Here is an 18,434-nt window from a genome sequence, read left to right on the forward strand (position 1 = left end):
CACAGGTTCCTACGCCAGTTTTGAAAGATAATCCACTGCTTCCTGGACGGTACGGATATTGACTACTTCCTCCTGGTCGATCTCAACATCCATCTCATCTTCGATTTCACCGAGCATGCTCATAAAGTCGAAAGACGTAAAACCAAGGTCTTCGATAAAGCGTGACTCCGGCTTGATATCTTCCTTCTGAACCTCCACATAGTTTACGATGATCTCTGTCAACTGATCAAACATGTTTCCCCACCCTTTCTTTTTTTGTATTGTGTTTTTTATGCTGCAGAATGATTACACCAATTTGATGATATCGCCGATCTTCATGTTCGGTGTCTCGATTCCCTTGAACATGATCTTGCAGAAATAATAGTAAAAATATTCCAACTGCTCCCTGGTATATGCTTTCGTCTGATGCTCAAAGCTGAAATCCAGTCCGTTGTCATCCGGCCTGTGCATCACCGTGAGATACAGCCCGTCCGCATAATAACCGTTGCAGTATCTCTTCGTTTTATACTTGATACCGCCTAAGTCGGTCAGCCCCTTTTCCCTCAGCGTAGCCGGCTGATAGGTAAGCGACATGCTCTCATATCCCATGCCCAGCGGCGTTTTGTAAAATTCTTTTCTATATCCAAGATACTCTGTAGGATTGAAATTCACATAGCGGAACACTTCATTCTGTCTGTCCCGGATCTCATGGATTCCCTCCAAAAATGTCTGATCCTCCGAAATCACGGTTCGGAACGGGAAGCTGTGGATACGCGTACCGCCTGACTTTTTCTCCTGGAGCGTCGCTCTGCGGGCATAGGCAACCTGCAGGGACACGTCGTCGTTCTGGTTGATCTTCTGCAGGTAGGTACGGATTCCCATCACAAGCAGGCACTGCAGAGAAATGTGTTCCTGCTCGCAGAAAGACATCAGCCTTGTGGTCGGCTCCTCCTCCAGATGGAAGATATCGATTGCCGCCGCGAAGCTGTCCGATCCGGTAGGCGCTGCCCGAAGATTTGGATTCCCGGTTGCTGCCCTGGCGTCCTCAAGCCTCTGCGGACCGGTGATCCCGTTGTAAATCGGTTCCGATGCTTCGATGAGCCTGCGGAAATATTCCCTGTCCCTGGCCTGCGCCTTGCTGCCGGCCTCATATGCCATATCCTTCTCAATCTGCGCGGTATAGGAGCGCATATCCGCCGGATACGGAACCCCTTCGAAATTCGCGTTGCAGTACAGCTCGATCACGTCTTTCATAAACCCGATCAGCGACTGGGCATCAAGAAATCTGTGATCCCCCACCAGATACATCCCTTCATATCCGTCCGGAGTCTTGATGATGGTGACCTTATTCATCGGCTCGTCTTCCTTGTCAAAGGGAACCCGCGTCCACGCCGTCATCTCAGCCTCCGCCTCTTCCATGGTCTTTCCGGTGAAATCCACGAACTCGATCTCCCGGTCTTCCTTGTCGGCAATGTACTGATACCATTCCTTCTCTTTCTTGTCAAAGACAAGCCGCGCACGCATGGACTCGCACCGCTCGTATGCCTTATAGATGGCTTTTCTCAGCTCGTCTATATTCAGTTCGAACTCGATGGTCAGGCTCGTGCCTACATTCAGGATCTCTTTTCCCGGGCAGTACTCGGAATAATAGTTGTGGAATTTCTGTGCTACCGTCAGTGGATACGTCTTATAACCTTTTCTTGTTTTCATTCTGTTTATTAATCCTTTCACGTTCAAAAACGTCCGTTCATTGGCTTCAAATACCGCTGCAATCTATATCCGCATCGTCTCTTTATACAAATGCAGGTATGTCTCAGATTCTTACTGCATGATCTCTTCCATAAATTCGGTCAGTGCCTTTTCATAAGTCTCCATGTCTTTATAATAGCTCTCTGCATGGGCCGCCCCTTCGATGATCACCTTACGCTTCGGAGATCTGCAGTGGTCATAGATCTCATGGCACATACTGCACGGTACGAAGGTATCCGCCGAACCATGGATAAAGAGGATCGGTACCTTTGCCTTTTCGACCTCGTATTTGGCGTTGCACTCGTCCATGCCGTAGCCCGCCAGCTTTTTGTTCAGCAGGTCGGCTCCCTGGATTGCCGGAAATGCCGGTAAATGGTACATGTGGTTCAGCACATAAGTGAACACCTCCTTGGGGGAGGTAAACCCGCAGTCAGATACAATCCCCTTCACATTGGCCGGCAGTTCCAGGCCGCTGGTCATCAGCACCGTAGCGCCGCCCATGGAGGTGCCGTGAAGCATGATCTTCACATCCTCACCCAGCTCCTGTATCATCCAGTTGATCCAGCCCAGGGCATCCTGCCGGTCCAGACATCCGAAGCCGATGTATTCCCCCTCGCTCTCACCGTGGGCCCTTGCGTCCGGCATCAGCATGGCATAGCCGCGTTTCAGGAAATAATCCGCGATGGCTACGTGATTGCTGAGCCCTTCCCCGGTATAGCCGTGAAAACAGATCACAGCTTTCTTTACATCGGAAATATTCCCGTGTTCCCCGTCTTCCACCGCCGGAAAGTATGTAGCGTGGAGCTTCAGCCCGTCGAAAGAGGTGATGGATACGTCTCTGTGGGTCTGCGCCAGTACATATTCCTTTCTCTTTTCCATAAGCGGATAATATTTTGCCCAGTCTGTACCCGACATCTTGATGGTCCTGTCGGTCTTCGCGTTTCCGCGCTTCATGGTCCTGTTATAAAAATATGCGGTTTCCCCGATTCCTGCCGCAGCCAGGATTCCCGCTGCAGCTACAATGTTTTTCAATGCTCCCAATGGTTTCACCATCCTTTTTTTGCTGTTCCCATGTGTCTGTCTTATTTATTTTTCTTCGCTTCCTTCGCCGCTGCCTTCTTGACCGCCGTCTTTACTACGGTATTCACAACCTTGTCGGCCGCTTTTTTTGCGATGCTCTTTTCCTGCGCCGCGCCTTTCTTCAGCTCTATGATCTCCTTCAACCGCAGCGCCTTCTCAATATTGCCCTCCACCCGCAGCTTCTGGTCTGTAAATGCCGCGATGGGGTCCATCTCTCCGTCTGCGATCTTGAGAAGCACCTCAGATGAACAGATAAACATGGCGTCTCTGTCATAATATTCATAGGGCTCTACATGGAGCACGCCGTCCTTTACCTCCACATAGAAAGCGCCGCCGGCTTCCTCGTCCTCAATGTTAAACTGAAACGCAAGATGCTCGTGTATATCACTCACATCCGCTCCCATAAATTTCCCCTTGATCTCATAAAATAAATCTGCGTAAGTCATCCTTTTCCTCCTTGATTTCCCACTGTTGCTGCCAGATGGCTGTTCCTATGTCCCAGCCGTCTGCTAAAAATACAATCGACCAACGGTCGAATTGATTTAAGTAAACCTTACCACATTCTTCGACCGTTGGTCAACTATATTTTTGTCCAATTTAAGGGGAATTTTTCCATGTTTTTTGTGGAATAATTTTCTTTTACCCGATCAGAATCCTCTTCCCTTCGAATGCAAAGCCGTAGCAGCGGATTCGTTCTCCTGAGATCCCTTTTGCAGTCAGCACCGCAGCATATTGCTTTTCTTTGATCTGCGCCAGGGCGCTCTGAACCGTTTCCTCTAATGTAGTCTCTGAATCCGGGTCTTTCACTTTAAATTCAAACACATAAGCATCGCCTTTCCCATCTTTTGGCTCCATGATCACGTCATATCTGTCAAGCGTGTCCCCCAGTTCATACTGCTCCAGCGACATTTTTACCTCTTCTTCCGTAAAGCCAAAAGCTGTGCATTTTTTCCAAAACGCCTGGGACGGGTGATCAGGGTCACATCATCATTTTTCTCCCACCATTCCCGGATAAAATCCGTCTTATCGATGTAGAAGGACTTTGTTATTCTTATTTTTTCAAAACTCTGGCTTCCAATGGATATGTTTGCTTTCATTTATACGCACACTCCTCTGTTTTTCCATTTCTTTTCTGTTTTTGGCAGCTTCATCATGAAAAATCATCCATCCTGCTCACGTGCCATTCTAATGGAATAGTCATACCACAGCCTCAATCACTGTTTTATTCCCGATCACAAGTTCCTTTACACCGATCTGCTTCTTTTTATTAAAGCAAAAACTCAGCATATATCCCTTATTCTTATGATAGTCTTCCAGATATCCCGCAATCTGTTCTTCCCCCCGGTTGTGATACTCTTTTCCTCTCCATATTTTTATTTCTATAATGTATTGCTCTCCACGATAATCCACGATCACATCTGTGCGCCCCATGCTTCTCGTACGCGACTCAACATAATAATTCCCTGTTCCATTGATGATCGGACGCAGGTAAAGTAAAAACAGTTTTCTTCCGGATTCCTCAATGAACGTTTCCTCACTGTCCGCATATAGATCATGAAAATGCTCCACAAACTTTTCCAGAATCAGCCGCATGTTCAGATACCCCCCAGCGATAAACTGATTCTTATCATAGAGTGATTCCTGATAAATACGATGATTCTGCAATTCTTCTGCAGATAAAAACCGGTTGTAAAGCCGCATTTCAAAAATACGGTTTGCTAACTCCACATTCCCGTCCCTGTTTTTTACAAATCCACACATAGAGGCGGCCGCAATGGCCTTGTGATCTGCATTATATGGAATGTCCTTGCCAACAAACAGCAAAGTATACAGCATATTTTCCAGCTCCGGGGAACTCTCAACTTTTCCGGTCAATGATTCAAATAATGTATTTCTTTCTACAAGCAGCCTTTGGATGGCAGAAAGCACCCCATCCCTGGTCCATGCTTCGCTTTTTCCTGCGAATTTGCCATTCTCCGCAGCGGTTTCGTCTGTCAGCTTACAAATCTTTGAAACAAGAAACGGATATCCGGATGTATAATCATAAATCAATTGCGCAATTGCAGATACATCCATTCCTGTATGATAATCTGCCTCATACATTTCCAGCATCTGAACAATATTCTTCACTGATAAACTCATATCTACATCAAAATCAGATGCGATGTTCCATGGACTATTTGAAACATGCTCATTTTCCGGACGGATTTTATCTTTTAAATTTTTAATATCATACACCCCTGCGAGTATTACAGACCGGAACGCCGGTCTTGTATCCCTCTTTAAGTACATGTCCCTCAGACACCCCAGAAACGTAACAAACACCTGATAATCTCCCGCCTGATCCACCTCATCCACCATAAGTACAACTGGCTTATTTGCCTTTCTGCACAGCCTGGTCAGCAGATTTGTCAGCACGCGGAAATTCACATCCTTCGGATCTCCTATGCTGCGTTGATACAATTCTTCCCTGATATCCTCCGGTACCCCTATAACCTCACCAAAATCAATCGTATCATAAAGCAGCCCAAGCAGACGAACGCAGAAAGAGCCTGCATCTGCAAAAACTTCTTCTTCGATTCCCTCAAAGCTGATCAAAAAAATCATGTATTCATTTTCAAATCTCCGCTTCAATGCGTTTAAGGTTGTCGTCTTCCCATACTGCCTGGCCCGGTTGATCGTAAAATAATCTCCATCCTCAATATACCCTTTCATTTCTTCGAGACGCTCTGATATGTCCGCCATATAATGCTTATCAGGCAAGCATAAGCCTGTAACATTGAATTTTTTCTTCAAATTTTTACACCCTCTCCATACTTCATCTTTTATTGCCTGGAGCACTGTCAAACCGTTTCTATGAATACATCCTATACTCCTCTGCGGCAGAAATCTTTCTCCCACCTTATCCCTACCATTCTCTATAAAACCATTATTGCACAAAAACAGCCGTTGTACCAGACTTTCTTTATCTGAAACAACGGCAGTTCTGCAAATGTTACTTTATTGGCCGGATGCCTTGCAGCAGGGTGCAAGGCACCGTGAACAGTAACCGTAAGCGCTTCCTTTCTACTCCCGCCTAAAATACTACAGGTTATTCCAAACCTCCCGTATATCCTCCATTTCCACCTGCTTCTCAATCTGGTTCACGATCTGTTCGCTGCTGACGCTGGCGATCTCGGCCTGGCTGGAATCCATCCAGACATAGCAGATAAAGCACAAGATCCCAAGCGTCAGCCGAAAGAGGAATGTGTCTCTGGGATAAGCGGATTCCTGGTCGTCATACAATTCATGATAAATACTTCCGTATCTGGGATGGACCGCAGGGATAAAATGGTTGTCATCGTACCGTTTTCTTGTCTGGCGCAGAAGCTCTCTGCGGCGTGCCTCGGGATCGTTCATAGCAGGCTTCCTTTCGTTTTTCGATCTTTGTATCCCGGGGGCTTAAGGCCGCCGGATACTTGTATCGAATATATATGTACAATCCCCGATGTTTAGAACTTTTCCCCTCTGGAATCCTGCATGAAGTGACACTGTTAAAACAGGATCAAAGCCCCCGCTTCTGTCTGCATTTATTTTTTGTCCGCCCATATTTCCGGCTGTACACATTTCCCACGTTTTCCGCCCCTGAAGCGGCAGAAACTGCCAGCCCGTCTTACCGGTCTGACAGTTCCTTTGTAATATCCTCCCATGTGATCCCCCGTTCCACCATCAGCACCATCAGATGGTACATAAAATCCGAGACCTCATACTTGATCTCTTCCGGGTTGGGGTTTTTGGAGGCAATGATAATCTCCGTGGCTTCCTCTCCCACTTTTTTCAGTATCTTATCGATTCCCTTTTCAAACAGGTAATTGGTGTAGGACCCTTCCTTTGGGTTCTGCTTGCGGTCCACAATGGTCTTATACACGGACTCGAATACCTGTAACGGGTTCTTGGCGTCAAAATCATTTCCTGCAATGGACTGGAAAAAGCAGGTCCGGTTCCCGGTGTGGCAGGCCGCGCCGATCTGCTCCACCTTCGCCAGCAGCGTATCCTTGTCGCAGTCCACGGTCAGCATCTTCACATACTGGAAATGCCCGGAGGTTTCCCCCTTGATCCACCGTTCCTGCCGGCTCCGGCTGTAATAGGTCATCTTGCCGGTTTTGATGGTATGCTCAAATGCGTCTTCATTCATGTATGCCATCATCAGCACTTCATTGGTCTTATAATCCTGGACGATGACCGGGATCAGGCCGTCGGAATTTAGTTTAAATTCCGCAAAATCCATAATGCTTTCAAAGGAAGTCATCCGGATGCCTTCCTCCAGGCAGACATTTTTAAACGCGTCAAAGTCCATGTCCTTCTGGCTGATAAAGAGACCGGAAACCCCCTTGACCCCGTCGGATTTCAGGATCTTGAGAATCTCGTTCTGCTCCATCGTATCCGTCACCACCACGCAGGGGATCTCCGTAATGTTTACAACAGAATTGAGGTCCAGCCTGTGCATGAATATCATTTCCGTACAATATTTCTCAATCTGGTGCTGGTGCTTGAACAGCGCGTCAAAATCATTCAGCGACACGGCGATCCGTTCCTTTCCGTACCGCAGGGCAGCCTCCTCTAAAAGCTTCAGGGTTCCGGGCTTAGAGAGGTTCAAAAGGGCCCGCTTCGCGCCGGCGTACAGAATCTTCTTTACATCCTCCTGACGGCGGATATTTCCGCCTGCCACCATGGGGATGCTGATGACCCGGTTGATCTTTTTCATCAGGTCAATGGCTTCTTCATGGTTCTCATCCGAATTGGACAGATCAAACACAATCAGCTCGTCTGCCCCCCGTTCTCCATAATGCTTTGCAAGGGAAACCACGTCATCCGATATCACGGTTTTATCGTCAAACCAGCGGACGGCCTTGGCGCCGTCGATCAGGATACATGGGGTTAACCTTTTATAACTCATAGTATGTTCTCCTTCTATATTTTTTCCTACAGGCTTCCTTTCGTAGACCAGACGCCCTGCATCCGCGGCTCCTCCATGACTGCCCCGTCCAGCGCCTTTCCAAACGCCTTGAACAGCGCCTCCGCCATATGATGGTTATTGCCGGCATCCAATATCTTCAGATGCAGGTTCATAGCCGCGCTGTAAGAAACGGCATAAAAAAACTCCCGAACCATTTCCGTGTCCAGCGTACCCAGACGTTCCGCCGTAAATTCCGCATCCATCTTAAAATACGGACGGCCGGACAGGTCCACGGCGCAGAGGGCAAGAACCTCATCCATCGGCAGGATAAAGCTTCCATAGCGCCGGATTCCCGCCTTATCTCCCAGCGCGCCGGCAATGGCCTGGCCCAGGACGATCCCGGTATCCTCCACCGTATGGTGGCAGTCCACCTCCAGATCCCCCTTCACCTGCACCTCCAGGTCAAACAGCCCGTGCCGCGCAAATCCGTCCAGCATATGGTCAAAAAACGGGATTCCGGTATCGATCCGGTTCTTCCCCTGCCCGTCCAGATTGATGGACAAGGTGATCTCTGTTTCCTTTGTTTTTCTCGTACAGCTTCCCATCCGTTCCTTCATACGCAAATCCTCCTTCTTCCGGCCCCTTTCATACCGCCCTGTACAGAAAGTCAGCCGTCTGCAGGCTTTCTGTTATGCGGCAATTCCCATTCTCTCTCATCTGCCCCTTAAAAACAGAGGCACAGCCCTATTCTTCAAACCGCACCCTGACGGAATTTGCATGAGCCGTAAGCTGTTCCGCTTCCGCAAACTGCTCAATATCCTCGTGCACCTGTTCCAGCGCTTCTCTGGAATAGGCAATGATACTGGATTTTTTAAGAAAATCGTCCACCGACAGGGGCGAGAAAAACTTGGCCGTCCCGTTGGTGGGCAGGATATGGTTCGGTCCCGCGAAATAATCTCCCAGAGGTTCGCTGCTGTACTCCCCAATAAAAATGGCTCCCGCATTGCGGATCTTGGTCATGACCTGATAGGGATCCGCCGTCATGATCTCCAGATGCTCTGAGGCGATCTCGTTGGCCGCGTCGATGGCGTCCTCCATCGTATCCGCCACCAGGATATGCCCGTAATTGTCCAGTGACTTCTGGATGATCTCCCCCCTGGATAGCTCCTGGATGAACCGGTCTGTTTCCCGGGATACCTGCTCTGCTAACTCCCTGCTGGTGGTCACCAGGATTGCCGACGCCAGCTCATCGTGCTCCGCCTGGGACAACAGGTCTGCCGCCACATACCGGGGATTGGCCGTCTCATCTGCCAGGACAAGGATCTCGCTGGGCCCTGCGATGGAGTCAATGCTGACATGTCCGTAAACCGCCTTTTTCGCCAGCGCCACATAGATATTGCCGGGGCCCACGATCTTATCCACCTTGGGGATGCTCTCTGTCCCGTAAGCCAGCGCCGCGACTGCCTGCGCTCCGCCCACCTTGTAGACCGCCGTCACCCCTGCCTCTTTTGCGGCAGCCAGGGTGGTGGGATTCACCTTTCCGTCTTTTCCCGGAGGCGTCACCATGATGATCTCTTCCACCCCGGCCACCTTTGCGGGCATCACGTTCATCAGCACGGAGGAGGGATACACGGCCTTCCCGCCGGGTACATAGACGCCCACCCGCCTTAACGCCGTGACTTTCTGCCCCAGCATGGTGCCGTCCGGCTTGCTGTCAAACCAACTGTACTGCATCTGCTTCTGATGGTAGGCTTCAATATTGACCAGCGCCCTGCGGACGATCCGCAGCAGGTTTTCATCCATCTGCGCGTAAGCCTCCTGCACCTCTTCTTCGGTCACCAGAACGTTCGTCCCATCGATCTGCGCCTTGTCAAACCGTTTTGTATAGTCAAAAACAGCCTCATCCTTTTTCTCCCGGACCGTGTCCAGGATCTCCTGCACACGGGCCTCATATTCCCCGTAGCTGTTGGGACTGCGTTTGAGCAGATCCTCCAGCAGATGTTTCTTTGTATTTTCATCTAAAATCTCAATCCGCATGATGTTCCTCCTGTAAAAGCTTTCTCAGACTGGTAATCAGCTCCCGCACCCTGTCGTTTTCCATCCGCATGCTCACCGGATTGACGATCATCCGGGCAGACAGAGGGCAGACCTCCTCCAGTACCACCAGCCCGTTCTCCTTCAAAGTGGAGCCGGTCTCCACAATATCCACAATGACCTCCGACAATCCCACGATGGGCGCCAGTTCAATGGAGCCGTTCATTTTGATGATCTCCACGGTCTGGTGGCGTTTATTATAAAAATAATCCTTTGCGATATTGGGATATTTGGTTGCCACACGGATCAGCTCCCGGTGCTTTAACAGCTCCGCCGTCTCCTGGTATCCGCAGACGCACATCCGGCATGCCCCAAAGCCGAGGTCCAGCACTTCATGAACCTTTCTACCTTCCTCCACAATGGTGTCCCTTCCGACCACGCCGATGTCCGCCGCGCCGTACTCTACATAGGTCGGAACATCCGGCCCCTTAGCCAGAAAAAACTTCAGCTTCCTCTCTTCATTTACAAAAATCAGCTTCCTGGAGCTTTTGTCCTTCATCTCCTGGCAGGTGATCCCCAGCTTCTCCAGCATTTCCAGAGTCTTGCTGGCCAGCCTGCCCTTCGTCAGCGCAAATGTCAGATACTTCATTCCGTGACCCTCTCTTTTTTGTAGTCAACCTTCTTCTCTTTTCCGGTCCTGAAATTCACCAGTTCCACCGTGCCGTCCTCCTGCAGATACAGCATGCTCACCGCCTGGGTACGTTTTCCGTACTCCATGTATTTCTCTTTGTCCTCCGACGGCTCCCGTTTTAAAAGCTCGATTGAGCGTCCCTTTTCCCGAAATTCCCCAGCCAGGGAAATGGCCCATTTCAGCGTTTTCTCCGTGCAGACGATGAGGTTGGACTGCTTGGTCTCCACGGAGATCTTCTGACGGCTCAGCGCGCTGGCCAGTTCATCCACGATCATCGCAAAGCCGATGGAGGGCGTATTTTTCCCGAACTTTTCCAGCAGGTGGTCATATCTTCCGCCCCGCACCACCGCGTCGCCGGTTCCATAGGTATAGGCCCGGAAAATGATGCCCGTATAATACATGTAGCTTCCGCTCATGCTCAGATCAAACGTGATATGCTTTTCCACCCCGTAGTGCATCAAAACCTGGTAGATCTTTAAAAGACGCGCGATGGCCGCCTTTGCTCCCGGGGTGGGCGCAAGCCTTGCCGCATCCGAGAGCACCTCCGCTCCTCCGACCAGCTCCGGCAGGGCCCCGAACGCCTCTTTTACGTCATCCCTGACCCCCTGGTTGTCCAGGATTTCTTCCACCCCGAAATAATTGCGGTTGGCGATCAGCGTAAAAAGCTCCTCCGTGACCTCCTCCGAAAGTCCCGATGCCTCCATCAGCCCCCGGATAAAGTTCACATGTCCGATGTTCACCTGAAATTCCTTCAGACCGGCCCTTTTCAGCCCGTCCACCACCATGGCCAGCATCTCCGCGTCCGCCTCAATGGAATCCACGCCGATCAGCTCAGCTCCAAGCTGGGTATTTTCCTTTAATCTTCCCTGGTAGCTGGAATGGTTGATGAATGTATTGCCCACATAGCACAGACGGATGGGACAGTCTTCCTCTTCAAACAGCGTTGCCGCGGCCCGGGCGATGGACGGCGTGATGTCCGGACGCAGCGCCAGCGTATTGCCCTCCCGGTCAAAAAACTGATACAGTTCTCTGGAAGAGATGGTTCCGATCTCTTTTCGGAACACATCGAAATATTCAAATGTGGGAGTCTGGATATCATGATAGCCGTAAAGATGCAGCAATTCATGGAGCTTTTCCTGAACCGCCAGTTTTTTTCTGCATTCCGTACCGTAGATATCCCGGACTCCTTCCGGTGTATGTAATTTCTGTTCCATAATGTAGATCCCATTCTTTCTGTGTAAATTCTAATCTCAATTTTCCGAACCGTTCATCCAAAGACGCTGATTCTGCCGCGCCCGGGCTGAACAGGATTCCGTTTCTTTACTTCACTACAGCGCTAAAATCTTTAGTCATTATACGAACTTTCCATTGGAATGTCAATCCCTGCCGTCCAAATCCTTCTGAATATAGTCCAGATAGGGAACAAAACAGTTATTTTTCAATGACAGGAAATACGCTTCGCTGAGCTCCTCCATCCGAAAGCTCTTGCGCCCCCCTTCCTGCGCCCTGTCCCAGAATCTGCGTATTTCCGCGTATCGCATATAGTACAGGATATTCCTTGCGCTGTAGTAGATCAGCAGGAAGGAGATTCCCCCCTGGCGTTCAAACTTTTCCATAAAATGGATCTGGTGCTCGTGCACATTCTGCAGGGGAAAGGTGTCCGCCGAGCATTCCTTGGCGTCGAAGCAGACGGGGATTCCCTGAACCGCCCCGATATAATCCACCGTACTGATCTTGTCAAAATATGCCAGTGTAATATGCCGGTGCTCCTTGTCGATCTGCACCGGAGTAATGGGGGTGGGGATCTTCTGGATCAACGCCAGGTTCAATTCCTCGTAACGTTCGTTTGTACGGTTGATCAGATCCTCCAATGTGGACCCTCTCAGCCCCCGTGAGTTCCATGTAGCCATAATGACCGCTCCTTTTATCTGCCTGTTACCATCGTATCAAAACAGATCCTGCCGTCCCAACTGTTCTGCGCAGATCTGCCTGAAGAGCCCGGGCGGCGGCGCCCGAAATTCCCTGCCCGAGAGGTATCCAAGCGTTCCCTCCGACTTCGGCATCTGAAGCCTCCAGGCGTGGAGAAGCTGGGATTTCAAGCCGTACTGCTTTTGATACCTGTCGTTGACCTTTGGTTTCCCGTACTTATAATCCCCCAGAATCGGATGCCCCTGGGACGCGAGATGGGCCCGGATCTGGTGGGTCTTTCCGGTGACCAGGTGAACCTCCAGAAGCGTCATCCCCCCGCCTGATGCAAGGGGTCGGTATTCTGTCTCGATCCGTACGCCCTCGGGCATCTCCTTTTGGGAGATTCGGACGTGGTTTGTCAATCCGTCCTTCACCAGATACCCTTTTATGGATTCCGGCCTTTTGACGTCTCCCCAGACCAGGCAGAGGTAATATTTTCCAATGGAGCGGTCCTTGAAAAACCGGCTCAGCTCCTGGAGTCCTGCCAGGCTCTTTCCGGCTGCAAGAATCCCGCTGGTGTTCCTGTCCAGACGGTTGCACACCGAAGGCCGGAAGGTCTTTAGCTCCTGTTCGGTGAGCGCTTTCGAATCCAGCAGATACCCGATCAGGTGCTCCACCGCGGAAACATCCTGCTCCCTGGCCTTCTGGGACAGCATTCCCACAGGCTTGTTCAGAAGAAGTATGTGGGAATCTTCATAGAGGATATCCAGCGCTTCCCTCCTGCCCGGACGAATGCATTCCTCCCTTCCGGAAAATTTCCCGATGGTTTCATCGGAGAGGAACAGCTTCACCACATCCCCCTGAAACAGCTTCTCGGCGCCGGATGCTTTTTTTCCGTTTAATGTAATGTTCTTTTTCCGAAGCATTTTATAGAGGAAGCTTTTGGGCGCCTCCTTCAAATATTTTGCCAGCAGTTTGTCCAGCCGCTGGCCCGCCTCGTTTTCCGTGACACAAATCTCCTGCACGTCTCTCCTCCATTCCCCCCAGATTACAGTCCACGTCCTGACCGGCCGCGGACTGTAACGGATTCTGCACCCAAAACCTGCTACAGAGAAAGGGTCATGATCACATGCGCGATCTGACGCTCCTCTTCCCTGGTGTCCGCTTTTTCTACAGCCGCGATATTCTCCAGTCCCTCCACAATGGACAGGAAAGACTTATACTGGTCGTAGAGCTTCACCGAAACCTGGGGCAGGTCGTTTTTCTGCAGCATCTTCCGCAGATAGGACGCCGTCTCCTGCGGATCCGTCTTTTTGCTGGAAGTATATCCGAACACCTTCTCATGGGAGATCACCATGCAGTCGATGGGCATGATCTTCTCCGTGCTTGTCACCACCAGGTCATAGATCACCGTCAGGTGCGCCGACTTCGACGCCACCTCGTCCGCCAGCGCCTGATCCACCGTCTTGTACGGAATCCGGGTGATCACCCCCACCAGCGCCTTGCATGCCGGAAGGCACCCCACCACGGCCACCACCGTCAGCAGGTTTTTCTTGGAATGGGTCTGGCTGTAGCCCAGCAGAAATACGGCGGTCACAATGGCGAAATAGATCACCGTGCGCAGAATCTCTATTTTCAGCTTTTCACGCAGATAACCCGGCGTTCCCTTTTCACATTTTATCATGGCTTTTCCCTCCAATGTTTGTAACCATTTTGCGACTTGACGCTCCCCGTTTCCCCGCCGGGTCAGCCCGGGTTCATCAGCTTTAAGATCAGGCGGTGGGGAAGGAGCTTCGACGCCGTATGGGCGCATTTCATAGGCAGCCCGTAGACAGAGATGTCTTTCCCTCTGCGGCTGTCTAAAAGGGCTTTTCGCACCACCCCCTGGGCCTTCACCTTGACCAGCTTTTTCAGCGGATTTTCCAGTTGTCCAGAGACCTGGAAAAACTCCGTATCCACCGGCCCGGGACAGACCGCGGTGACATAGATCCCCCGGCTTTTAAGCTCCGCCCCAAGGCTTCTGGAAAAACTCAGCACATAGGCTTTTGTGGCCGCATAGACCGCAAAGGCCGGCTGGGGAGAAAACGCCGCCGCGCTGGCCATCTGGATGATCCTGCTGCCCCGGGAAAGACAGGGCAGGCAGCAAAACGTCACCCTCGAAAGGGCGGTGCAGTTCAGGCCGATCATCTCCAACTGGGTTTTGGGGTCTTCCTTTAAAATCTCTTCCACCGTGCCGCTCTTCCCAAAGCCTGCCCCGTTGACCAGCATCCGGATGTCCGGCGCCTCCTCCTGAAGCAGTTTTTCCAGCTTCTCATATACCTCTTCCTCAAGCAGGTCTCCCTCCAGAATCCGGATAGGCACCCGGGAGAGCTGGTTCAGTTCCAAAAGCCTGTGCTCCCTGCGGGCAATCACCCAGATCTCATCCAGATCCCGGTAAAAATGCCCCATCTGTTTTACAAATTCTCTTCCGATTCCGGAAGACGCCCCTGTCACGACTGCAATTTTCATAACAACACTGCCTCCTTGATGATTGCTCCCCCTGTCGTCCCTTTTTAAGTCCTGCGCTTTGCCGTCCTCTTTTCCGAGTCCTTTTTCCGGCTGTACTTTTGGCCGGCATTGTTCCTGTCCGTGCTTCTCCTGGCATTCGTTTGACTGCCGCTGCCATTCCTGCCGGCGCTTTTCCTGTCATCCGTTTTTCTGCCGCTGCCATTCCTGCCGGTGCTTCTCCTGTCATCCGTTTTTCTGCCGATGTTCTTCCTGTCCGTACGTTTCTTGTCCTTGCTGTTTCCCGGACTTCTCTGTACAGAAGTTTTCTCCCCGGACAGCTTCCTGGGACGGATCAGGCAGTGCTTTTCAAAGCCGATCAAATCCGTCCGCCCGGCTTTCAGAAGCGCCTCCTTCACCAGGTCATAATTGGCCGGGTTCCGATACTGGATCAGCGCCCTCTGCATGGCCTTCTCATGGGGATTTTTCGGCACGTACACCGGCTTCATGGTGCGGGGGTCCAATCCGGTGTAATACATACAGGTGGACAGCGTGGAAGGCGTCGGGTAAAAGTCCTGAACCTGCTCCGGCATATATCCCATGTCCCGGCAGTACTCCGCAAGCTCCACCGCTTCCTTCCAGGAGGAACCCGGATGGGAGGACATCAGGTAGGGAACCAGGTACTGATCCTTTTCAAGCCGCCGGTTCATTTTCGCAAATTCCTTTACAAACTGCCGGTACACCTGATTCTTCGGCTTTCCCATCAATTCCAGCACGGCGTCGGACACATGCTCCGGAGCCACCTTGAGCTGCCCGCTGACATGGTGGAGGCAAAGCTCCCGCAGAAAAGCCGGATCCGAATCCGCCAGAAGATAGTCGAACCGGATTCCGGAACGGATAAAGACCTTTTTCACACCCGGAAGCTGTCTCAGGGCGCGGAGGATGTCCACATATTCCCGGTGATCCGCCCGGAGATTCCCGCAGGGCTTCGGAAACAGGCACTGCTTTTTGGGACAGACCCCCGAATCCTTCTGTTTCCCGCAGGAGGGATGCCGAAAGTTGGCCGTAGGCCCGCCCACATCATGGATATATCCTTTAAAATCCTGTTCCTTCGTCATCCGTTTTGCTTCCGAAAGCAGGGAGCCCTTGCTCCGGCTCTGCACGATCCTCCCCTGATGGAAGGTCAGGGCGCAGAAGCTGCATCCCCCGAAACACCCCCGGCTCCCGGTCAGGCTGAACCGGACTTCCTCAATGGCCGGCACGCCGCCTTTTGCCTGGTAGGAGGGATGGAAGGTATACCGATAAGGCAGCTCATAGACATCATCCATTTCCATCTGTGTCAGGGGCTTTGCCGGCGGATTCTGAACCACATAGATCTGTCCCGGATAGGGCTCTGCAAGCCGCTTTCCGGAAAATGGGTCCGTATTGCAGTACTGGGTGTAAAAGCTCCTGGCATATTCTGTTTTGTCCTTTTGCATTGCCTCGAAGGACGGCAGGACCAGGGCGTCATAGACCGAATCCAGGCTCCGGGTCCGAACCACCGTCCCCTCGATATAGGTCAGATCCTGTATGGAAATCCCCGCCTCCAGCGCTTCCGCGATCTCCAGGATGGAGCGCTCCCCCATGCCGTAGGAGATCATATCCGCCCCGGAATCCAGAAGGATGGAACGTTTCAGCCTGTCCGACCAGTAATCATAATGGGCCAGACGCCGAAGGCTTGCCTCAATCCCGCCCAGGATCACAGGCGTATGCTTGTAGGTCCTTCGGATCAGATTCCCGTAGACCACCGCCGCATAGTCCGGCCGCTTTCCCATCACCCCGCCGGGTGTATAAGCGTCCGCTGCCCGCCGCTTTCCGGAAACCGCATAGTGGTTGACCATGGAATCCATGTTTCCGGCGGACACAAGGAAGCCCAGCCTTGGCTCCCCGTATACGGTGATGCTTTTGTCGTCCTTCCAGTCAGGCTGGGAGAGGATCGCCACCCGGTAGCCCCGGCTTTCCAAAAGGCGGCTGATGATGGCATGTCCGAAGGAAGGGTGATCCACATAGGCGTCCCCGATCACATATACAAAATCCGCCTGGTCCCATCCTCTCGCTTCCATATCCTCCCGGCAAAGCGGTAAAAATTTCTGCTCCATCTTCTTACTCCATACTATCCGCAGATTTCATAGGTTTCATTCCAGATTTCCCGGTAATCCCGGATATAATAATCCGACAGACTGCGCTTCTCCGCTTCATAGGGCACGGAAAACAGGTCGTGCACCGCGCACACACTCATGCCCGCCCGCTTTCCCGCCCGAATCCCGTTGGGAATATCTTCAAATACCAGGCATTCCCCGGGCCGGACCATAAGCTCCCCGGCGGCTTTTAAGTAGACATCCGGGGCAGGCTTTCCCTGCTGCACTTCATCGGATGTGATGACTGCCGAAAAATATTTCCGGATATGCAGCGCGTCCAGCACCTCCATCACCAGCTCCCTGGAATTGCTTGTGGCGATCCCCATCCGGATTCCCTGTCGTTCCATCCGCTCCAAAAATTCCCCGGCACCCGGCTTTAGGGGAACCCGGGTGCGGTACAAATCCCGGGTCATCTCCGTCCACTCCCTGCAGACCTCCTCCACGGAGCAGTTCAGCACCGGAAAGCTGTCCAGAAAATACTGCGCCGTCTGCACATAGCTCATGCCCTCAATGTCCTTGTGAAAGGTTTCCGGCGGGGTAATCCCGTATTTCCGCATATATTCCCGGTCCACCTCCGGCCACATCCACATGGAATCCACCAGAGATCCGTCCATATCAAATATCACTGCCTTTTTTTCTCTCAACATAGTATATCCAGCTCCTGCGTGTTTAATGTCCGGTACTCCCCCGGCTTTAGCGATTCGTCCAATCTAAGCGGGCCCATCTGCAGGCGTTTGAGATAGAGTACCTCCTTGCCTGCGGCGTGGAACATGCGCTTTACCTGGTGAAATTTTCCCTCCCGGATGGTCAGCTCGATCTCCGAGATCTCCCCGGCGTTCAGAATGCGCAGCTCGGCGGGAAGGGTCTGCTTTTTTTCTCCGATGTCCACGCCCCGGCGGAAAAGCTCGGCATCCTCCTGGGTGACCCGGCCCTGAACCCTGGCATAGTAAACCTTGTCCACATGCTTTTTGGGCGACAGAAGCCGATGGGCCAGCCCTCCGTCGTTGGTGATCAGAAGCAGCCCTTCCGTATCCTTATCCAGCCTTCCCACGGGAAACAAATCCTTTCGCTTCCGGCTTTCGATGAGGTCCACCACACAGCGCTCCCTGGGATCCTCTGAAGCGGAGATCACGCCGGCGGGCTTGTTCAGCATATAATATTCATATTCCCGGTAGGCCGCCGGCTGCCCGTTGAACCAGACCTGGTCTGTTTCCGTCTCCGTCTTATATTCCGGCTCCCGTACCGTCTGTCCGTTGACCTGTACCCGGCCTTTGCGGACCGCCTGTTTCACCTCGCTGCGGGTACCAAGCCCCATATCCGCCAGATACTTATCCAGACGCAGTTTCATCTCCCTCCTCCTTCCGTAGCAACCCCTTGCCTGTCCCTTCCCGGAAAA

General features: G+C 51.8%; 19 protein-coding genes and 1 pseudogene. All 20 read right to left on the reverse strand.

What is annotated here, in order from left to right; genetic code table 11:
• Nucleotides 1-9 precede the first annotated feature (9 nt).
• Nucleotides 10-234, reverse strand: coding sequence for an acyl carrier protein (locus tag EBB54_RS11140; protein WP_004080672.1), 225 nt, complete (start codon nucleotides 232-234; stop codon nucleotides 10-12).
• Between the two features lie 51 nt (nucleotides 235-285).
• Entirely contained in the window at nucleotides 286-1,689 is a 1,404-nt protein-coding gene (locus tag EBB54_RS11145) for a condensation domain-containing protein (protein ID WP_125127482.1), read from the reverse strand.
• Between the two features lie 111 nt (nucleotides 1,690-1,800).
• Nucleotides 1,801-2,781 (reverse strand): alpha/beta hydrolase, encoded by a 981-nt coding sequence (locus EBB54_RS11150; RefSeq protein WP_049946616.1) that lies wholly within the window; start codon nucleotides 2,779-2,781, stop codon nucleotides 1,801-1,803.
• 29 nt (nucleotides 2,782-2,810) lie between these two features.
• Nucleotides 2,811-3,254, reverse strand: a complete 444-nt coding sequence (locus EBB54_RS11155; protein WP_004080676.1) for an SCP2 sterol-binding domain-containing protein — start codon at nucleotides 3,252-3,254, stop codon at nucleotides 2,811-2,813.
• A gap of 193 nt (nucleotides 3,255-3,447) precedes the next feature.
• Nucleotides 3,448-3,717 carry a PD-(D/E)XK nuclease domain-containing protein gene (locus EBB54_RS11160; RefSeq protein ID WP_125127483.1) on the reverse strand — a complete coding sequence of 90 codons (270 nt, stop codon included), beginning with the start codon at nucleotides 3,715-3,717 and terminating at the stop codon, nucleotides 3,448-3,450.
• Between the two features lie 26 nt (nucleotides 3,718-3,743).
• A pseudogene (locus EBB54_RS11165) lies at nucleotides 3,744-3,905 on the reverse strand (AAA family ATPase); the annotation flags it as partial.
• A gap of 100 nt (nucleotides 3,906-4,005) precedes the next feature.
• The gene (locus tag EBB54_RS11170; protein ID WP_330554471.1) at nucleotides 4,006-5,571 is read right to left on the reverse strand and encodes an ATP-binding protein; all 1,566 of its coding nucleotides are present in this window, start codon (nucleotides 5,569-5,571) and stop codon (nucleotides 4,006-4,008) included.
• A gap of 321 nt (nucleotides 5,572-5,892) precedes the next feature.
• Entirely contained in the window at nucleotides 5,893-6,207 is a 315-nt protein-coding gene (locus EBB54_RS11175) for a hypothetical protein (RefSeq protein ID WP_125127486.1), read from the reverse strand.
• A gap of 253 nt (nucleotides 6,208-6,460) precedes the next feature.
• Nucleotides 6,461-7,744, reverse strand: a complete 1,284-nt coding sequence (hisIE, locus tag EBB54_RS11180) for a bifunctional phosphoribosyl-AMP cyclohydrolase/phosphoribosyl-ATP diphosphatase HisIE (RefSeq protein ID WP_125127487.1) — start codon at nucleotides 7,742-7,744, stop codon at nucleotides 6,461-6,463.
• 26 nt (nucleotides 7,745-7,770) lie between these two features.
• Entirely contained in the window at nucleotides 7,771-8,361 is a 591-nt protein-coding gene (gene hisB / locus EBB54_RS11185) for an imidazoleglycerol-phosphate dehydratase HisB (RefSeq protein ID WP_125127488.1), read from the reverse strand.
• A 127-nt stretch (nucleotides 8,362-8,488) separates the two neighbouring features.
• Entirely contained in the window at nucleotides 8,489-9,781 is a 1,293-nt protein-coding gene (gene hisD / locus EBB54_RS11190) for a histidinol dehydrogenase (protein WP_125127489.1), read from the reverse strand.
• Complete coding sequence (hisG, locus tag EBB54_RS11195) at nucleotides 9,771-10,427, reverse strand: ATP phosphoribosyltransferase (protein ID WP_004080681.1); 657 nt, start codon at nucleotides 10,425-10,427, stop codon at nucleotides 9,771-9,773. The genes hisD and hisG overlap by 11 nt, the downstream gene beginning before the upstream one ends.
• The gene (hisZ, locus tag EBB54_RS11200) at nucleotides 10,424-11,683 is read right to left on the reverse strand and encodes an ATP phosphoribosyltransferase regulatory subunit (RefSeq protein ID WP_125127490.1); all 1,260 of its coding nucleotides are present in this window, start codon (nucleotides 11,681-11,683) and stop codon (nucleotides 10,424-10,426) included. Before hisZ ends, hisG begins: the two co-directional genes overlap by 4 nt.
• 162 nt (nucleotides 11,684-11,845) lie before the next feature.
• Nucleotides 11,846-12,379 carry a Holliday junction resolvase RecU gene (locus EBB54_RS11205; protein ID WP_125127491.1) on the reverse strand — a complete coding sequence of 178 codons (534 nt, stop codon included), beginning with the start codon at nucleotides 12,377-12,379 and terminating at the stop codon, nucleotides 11,846-11,848.
• A 36-nt stretch (nucleotides 12,380-12,415) separates the two neighbouring features.
• Complete coding sequence (locus EBB54_RS11210; RefSeq protein ID WP_125127492.1) at nucleotides 12,416-13,402, reverse strand: RluA family pseudouridine synthase; 987 nt, start codon at nucleotides 13,400-13,402, stop codon at nucleotides 12,416-12,418.
• Nucleotides 13,403-13,482: 80 nt separating this feature from the next.
• The gene (locus tag EBB54_RS11215; protein ID WP_125127493.1) at nucleotides 13,483-14,061 is read right to left on the reverse strand and encodes a hypothetical protein; all 579 of its coding nucleotides are present in this window, start codon (nucleotides 14,059-14,061) and stop codon (nucleotides 13,483-13,485) included.
• Nucleotides 14,062-14,123: 62 nt separating this feature from the next.
• On the reverse strand, nucleotides 14,124-14,885 hold the full coding sequence (locus EBB54_RS11220; RefSeq protein ID WP_125127494.1) for an SDR family NAD(P)-dependent oxidoreductase: 762 nt from the start codon (nucleotides 14,883-14,885) through the stop codon (nucleotides 14,124-14,126).
• Nucleotides 14,886-14,929: 44 nt separating this feature from the next.
• Entirely contained in the window at nucleotides 14,930-16,999 is a 2,070-nt protein-coding gene (locus EBB54_RS11225; protein WP_125127495.1) for a YgiQ family radical SAM protein, read from the reverse strand.
• Nucleotides 17,000-17,013: 14 nt separating this feature from the next.
• Nucleotides 17,014-17,685: an HAD family hydrolase gene (locus EBB54_RS11230; RefSeq protein ID WP_004080694.1), complete on the reverse strand. Its 672-nt coding sequence runs from the start codon at nucleotides 17,683-17,685 to the stop codon at nucleotides 17,014-17,016.
• The gene (locus EBB54_RS11235) at nucleotides 17,679-18,386 is read right to left on the reverse strand and encodes a pseudouridine synthase (RefSeq protein ID WP_125127496.1); all 708 of its coding nucleotides are present in this window, start codon (nucleotides 18,384-18,386) and stop codon (nucleotides 17,679-17,681) included. The genes EBB54_RS11230 and EBB54_RS11235 overlap by 7 nt, the downstream gene beginning before the upstream one ends.
• Between the last annotated feature and the right edge of the window lie 48 nt (nucleotides 18,387-18,434).

This window comes from Schaedlerella arabinosiphila (assembly GCF_003885045.1).
Classification (GTDB): Bacteria; Bacillota; Clostridia; order Lachnospirales; family Lachnospiraceae; genus Schaedlerella; species Schaedlerella arabinosiphila.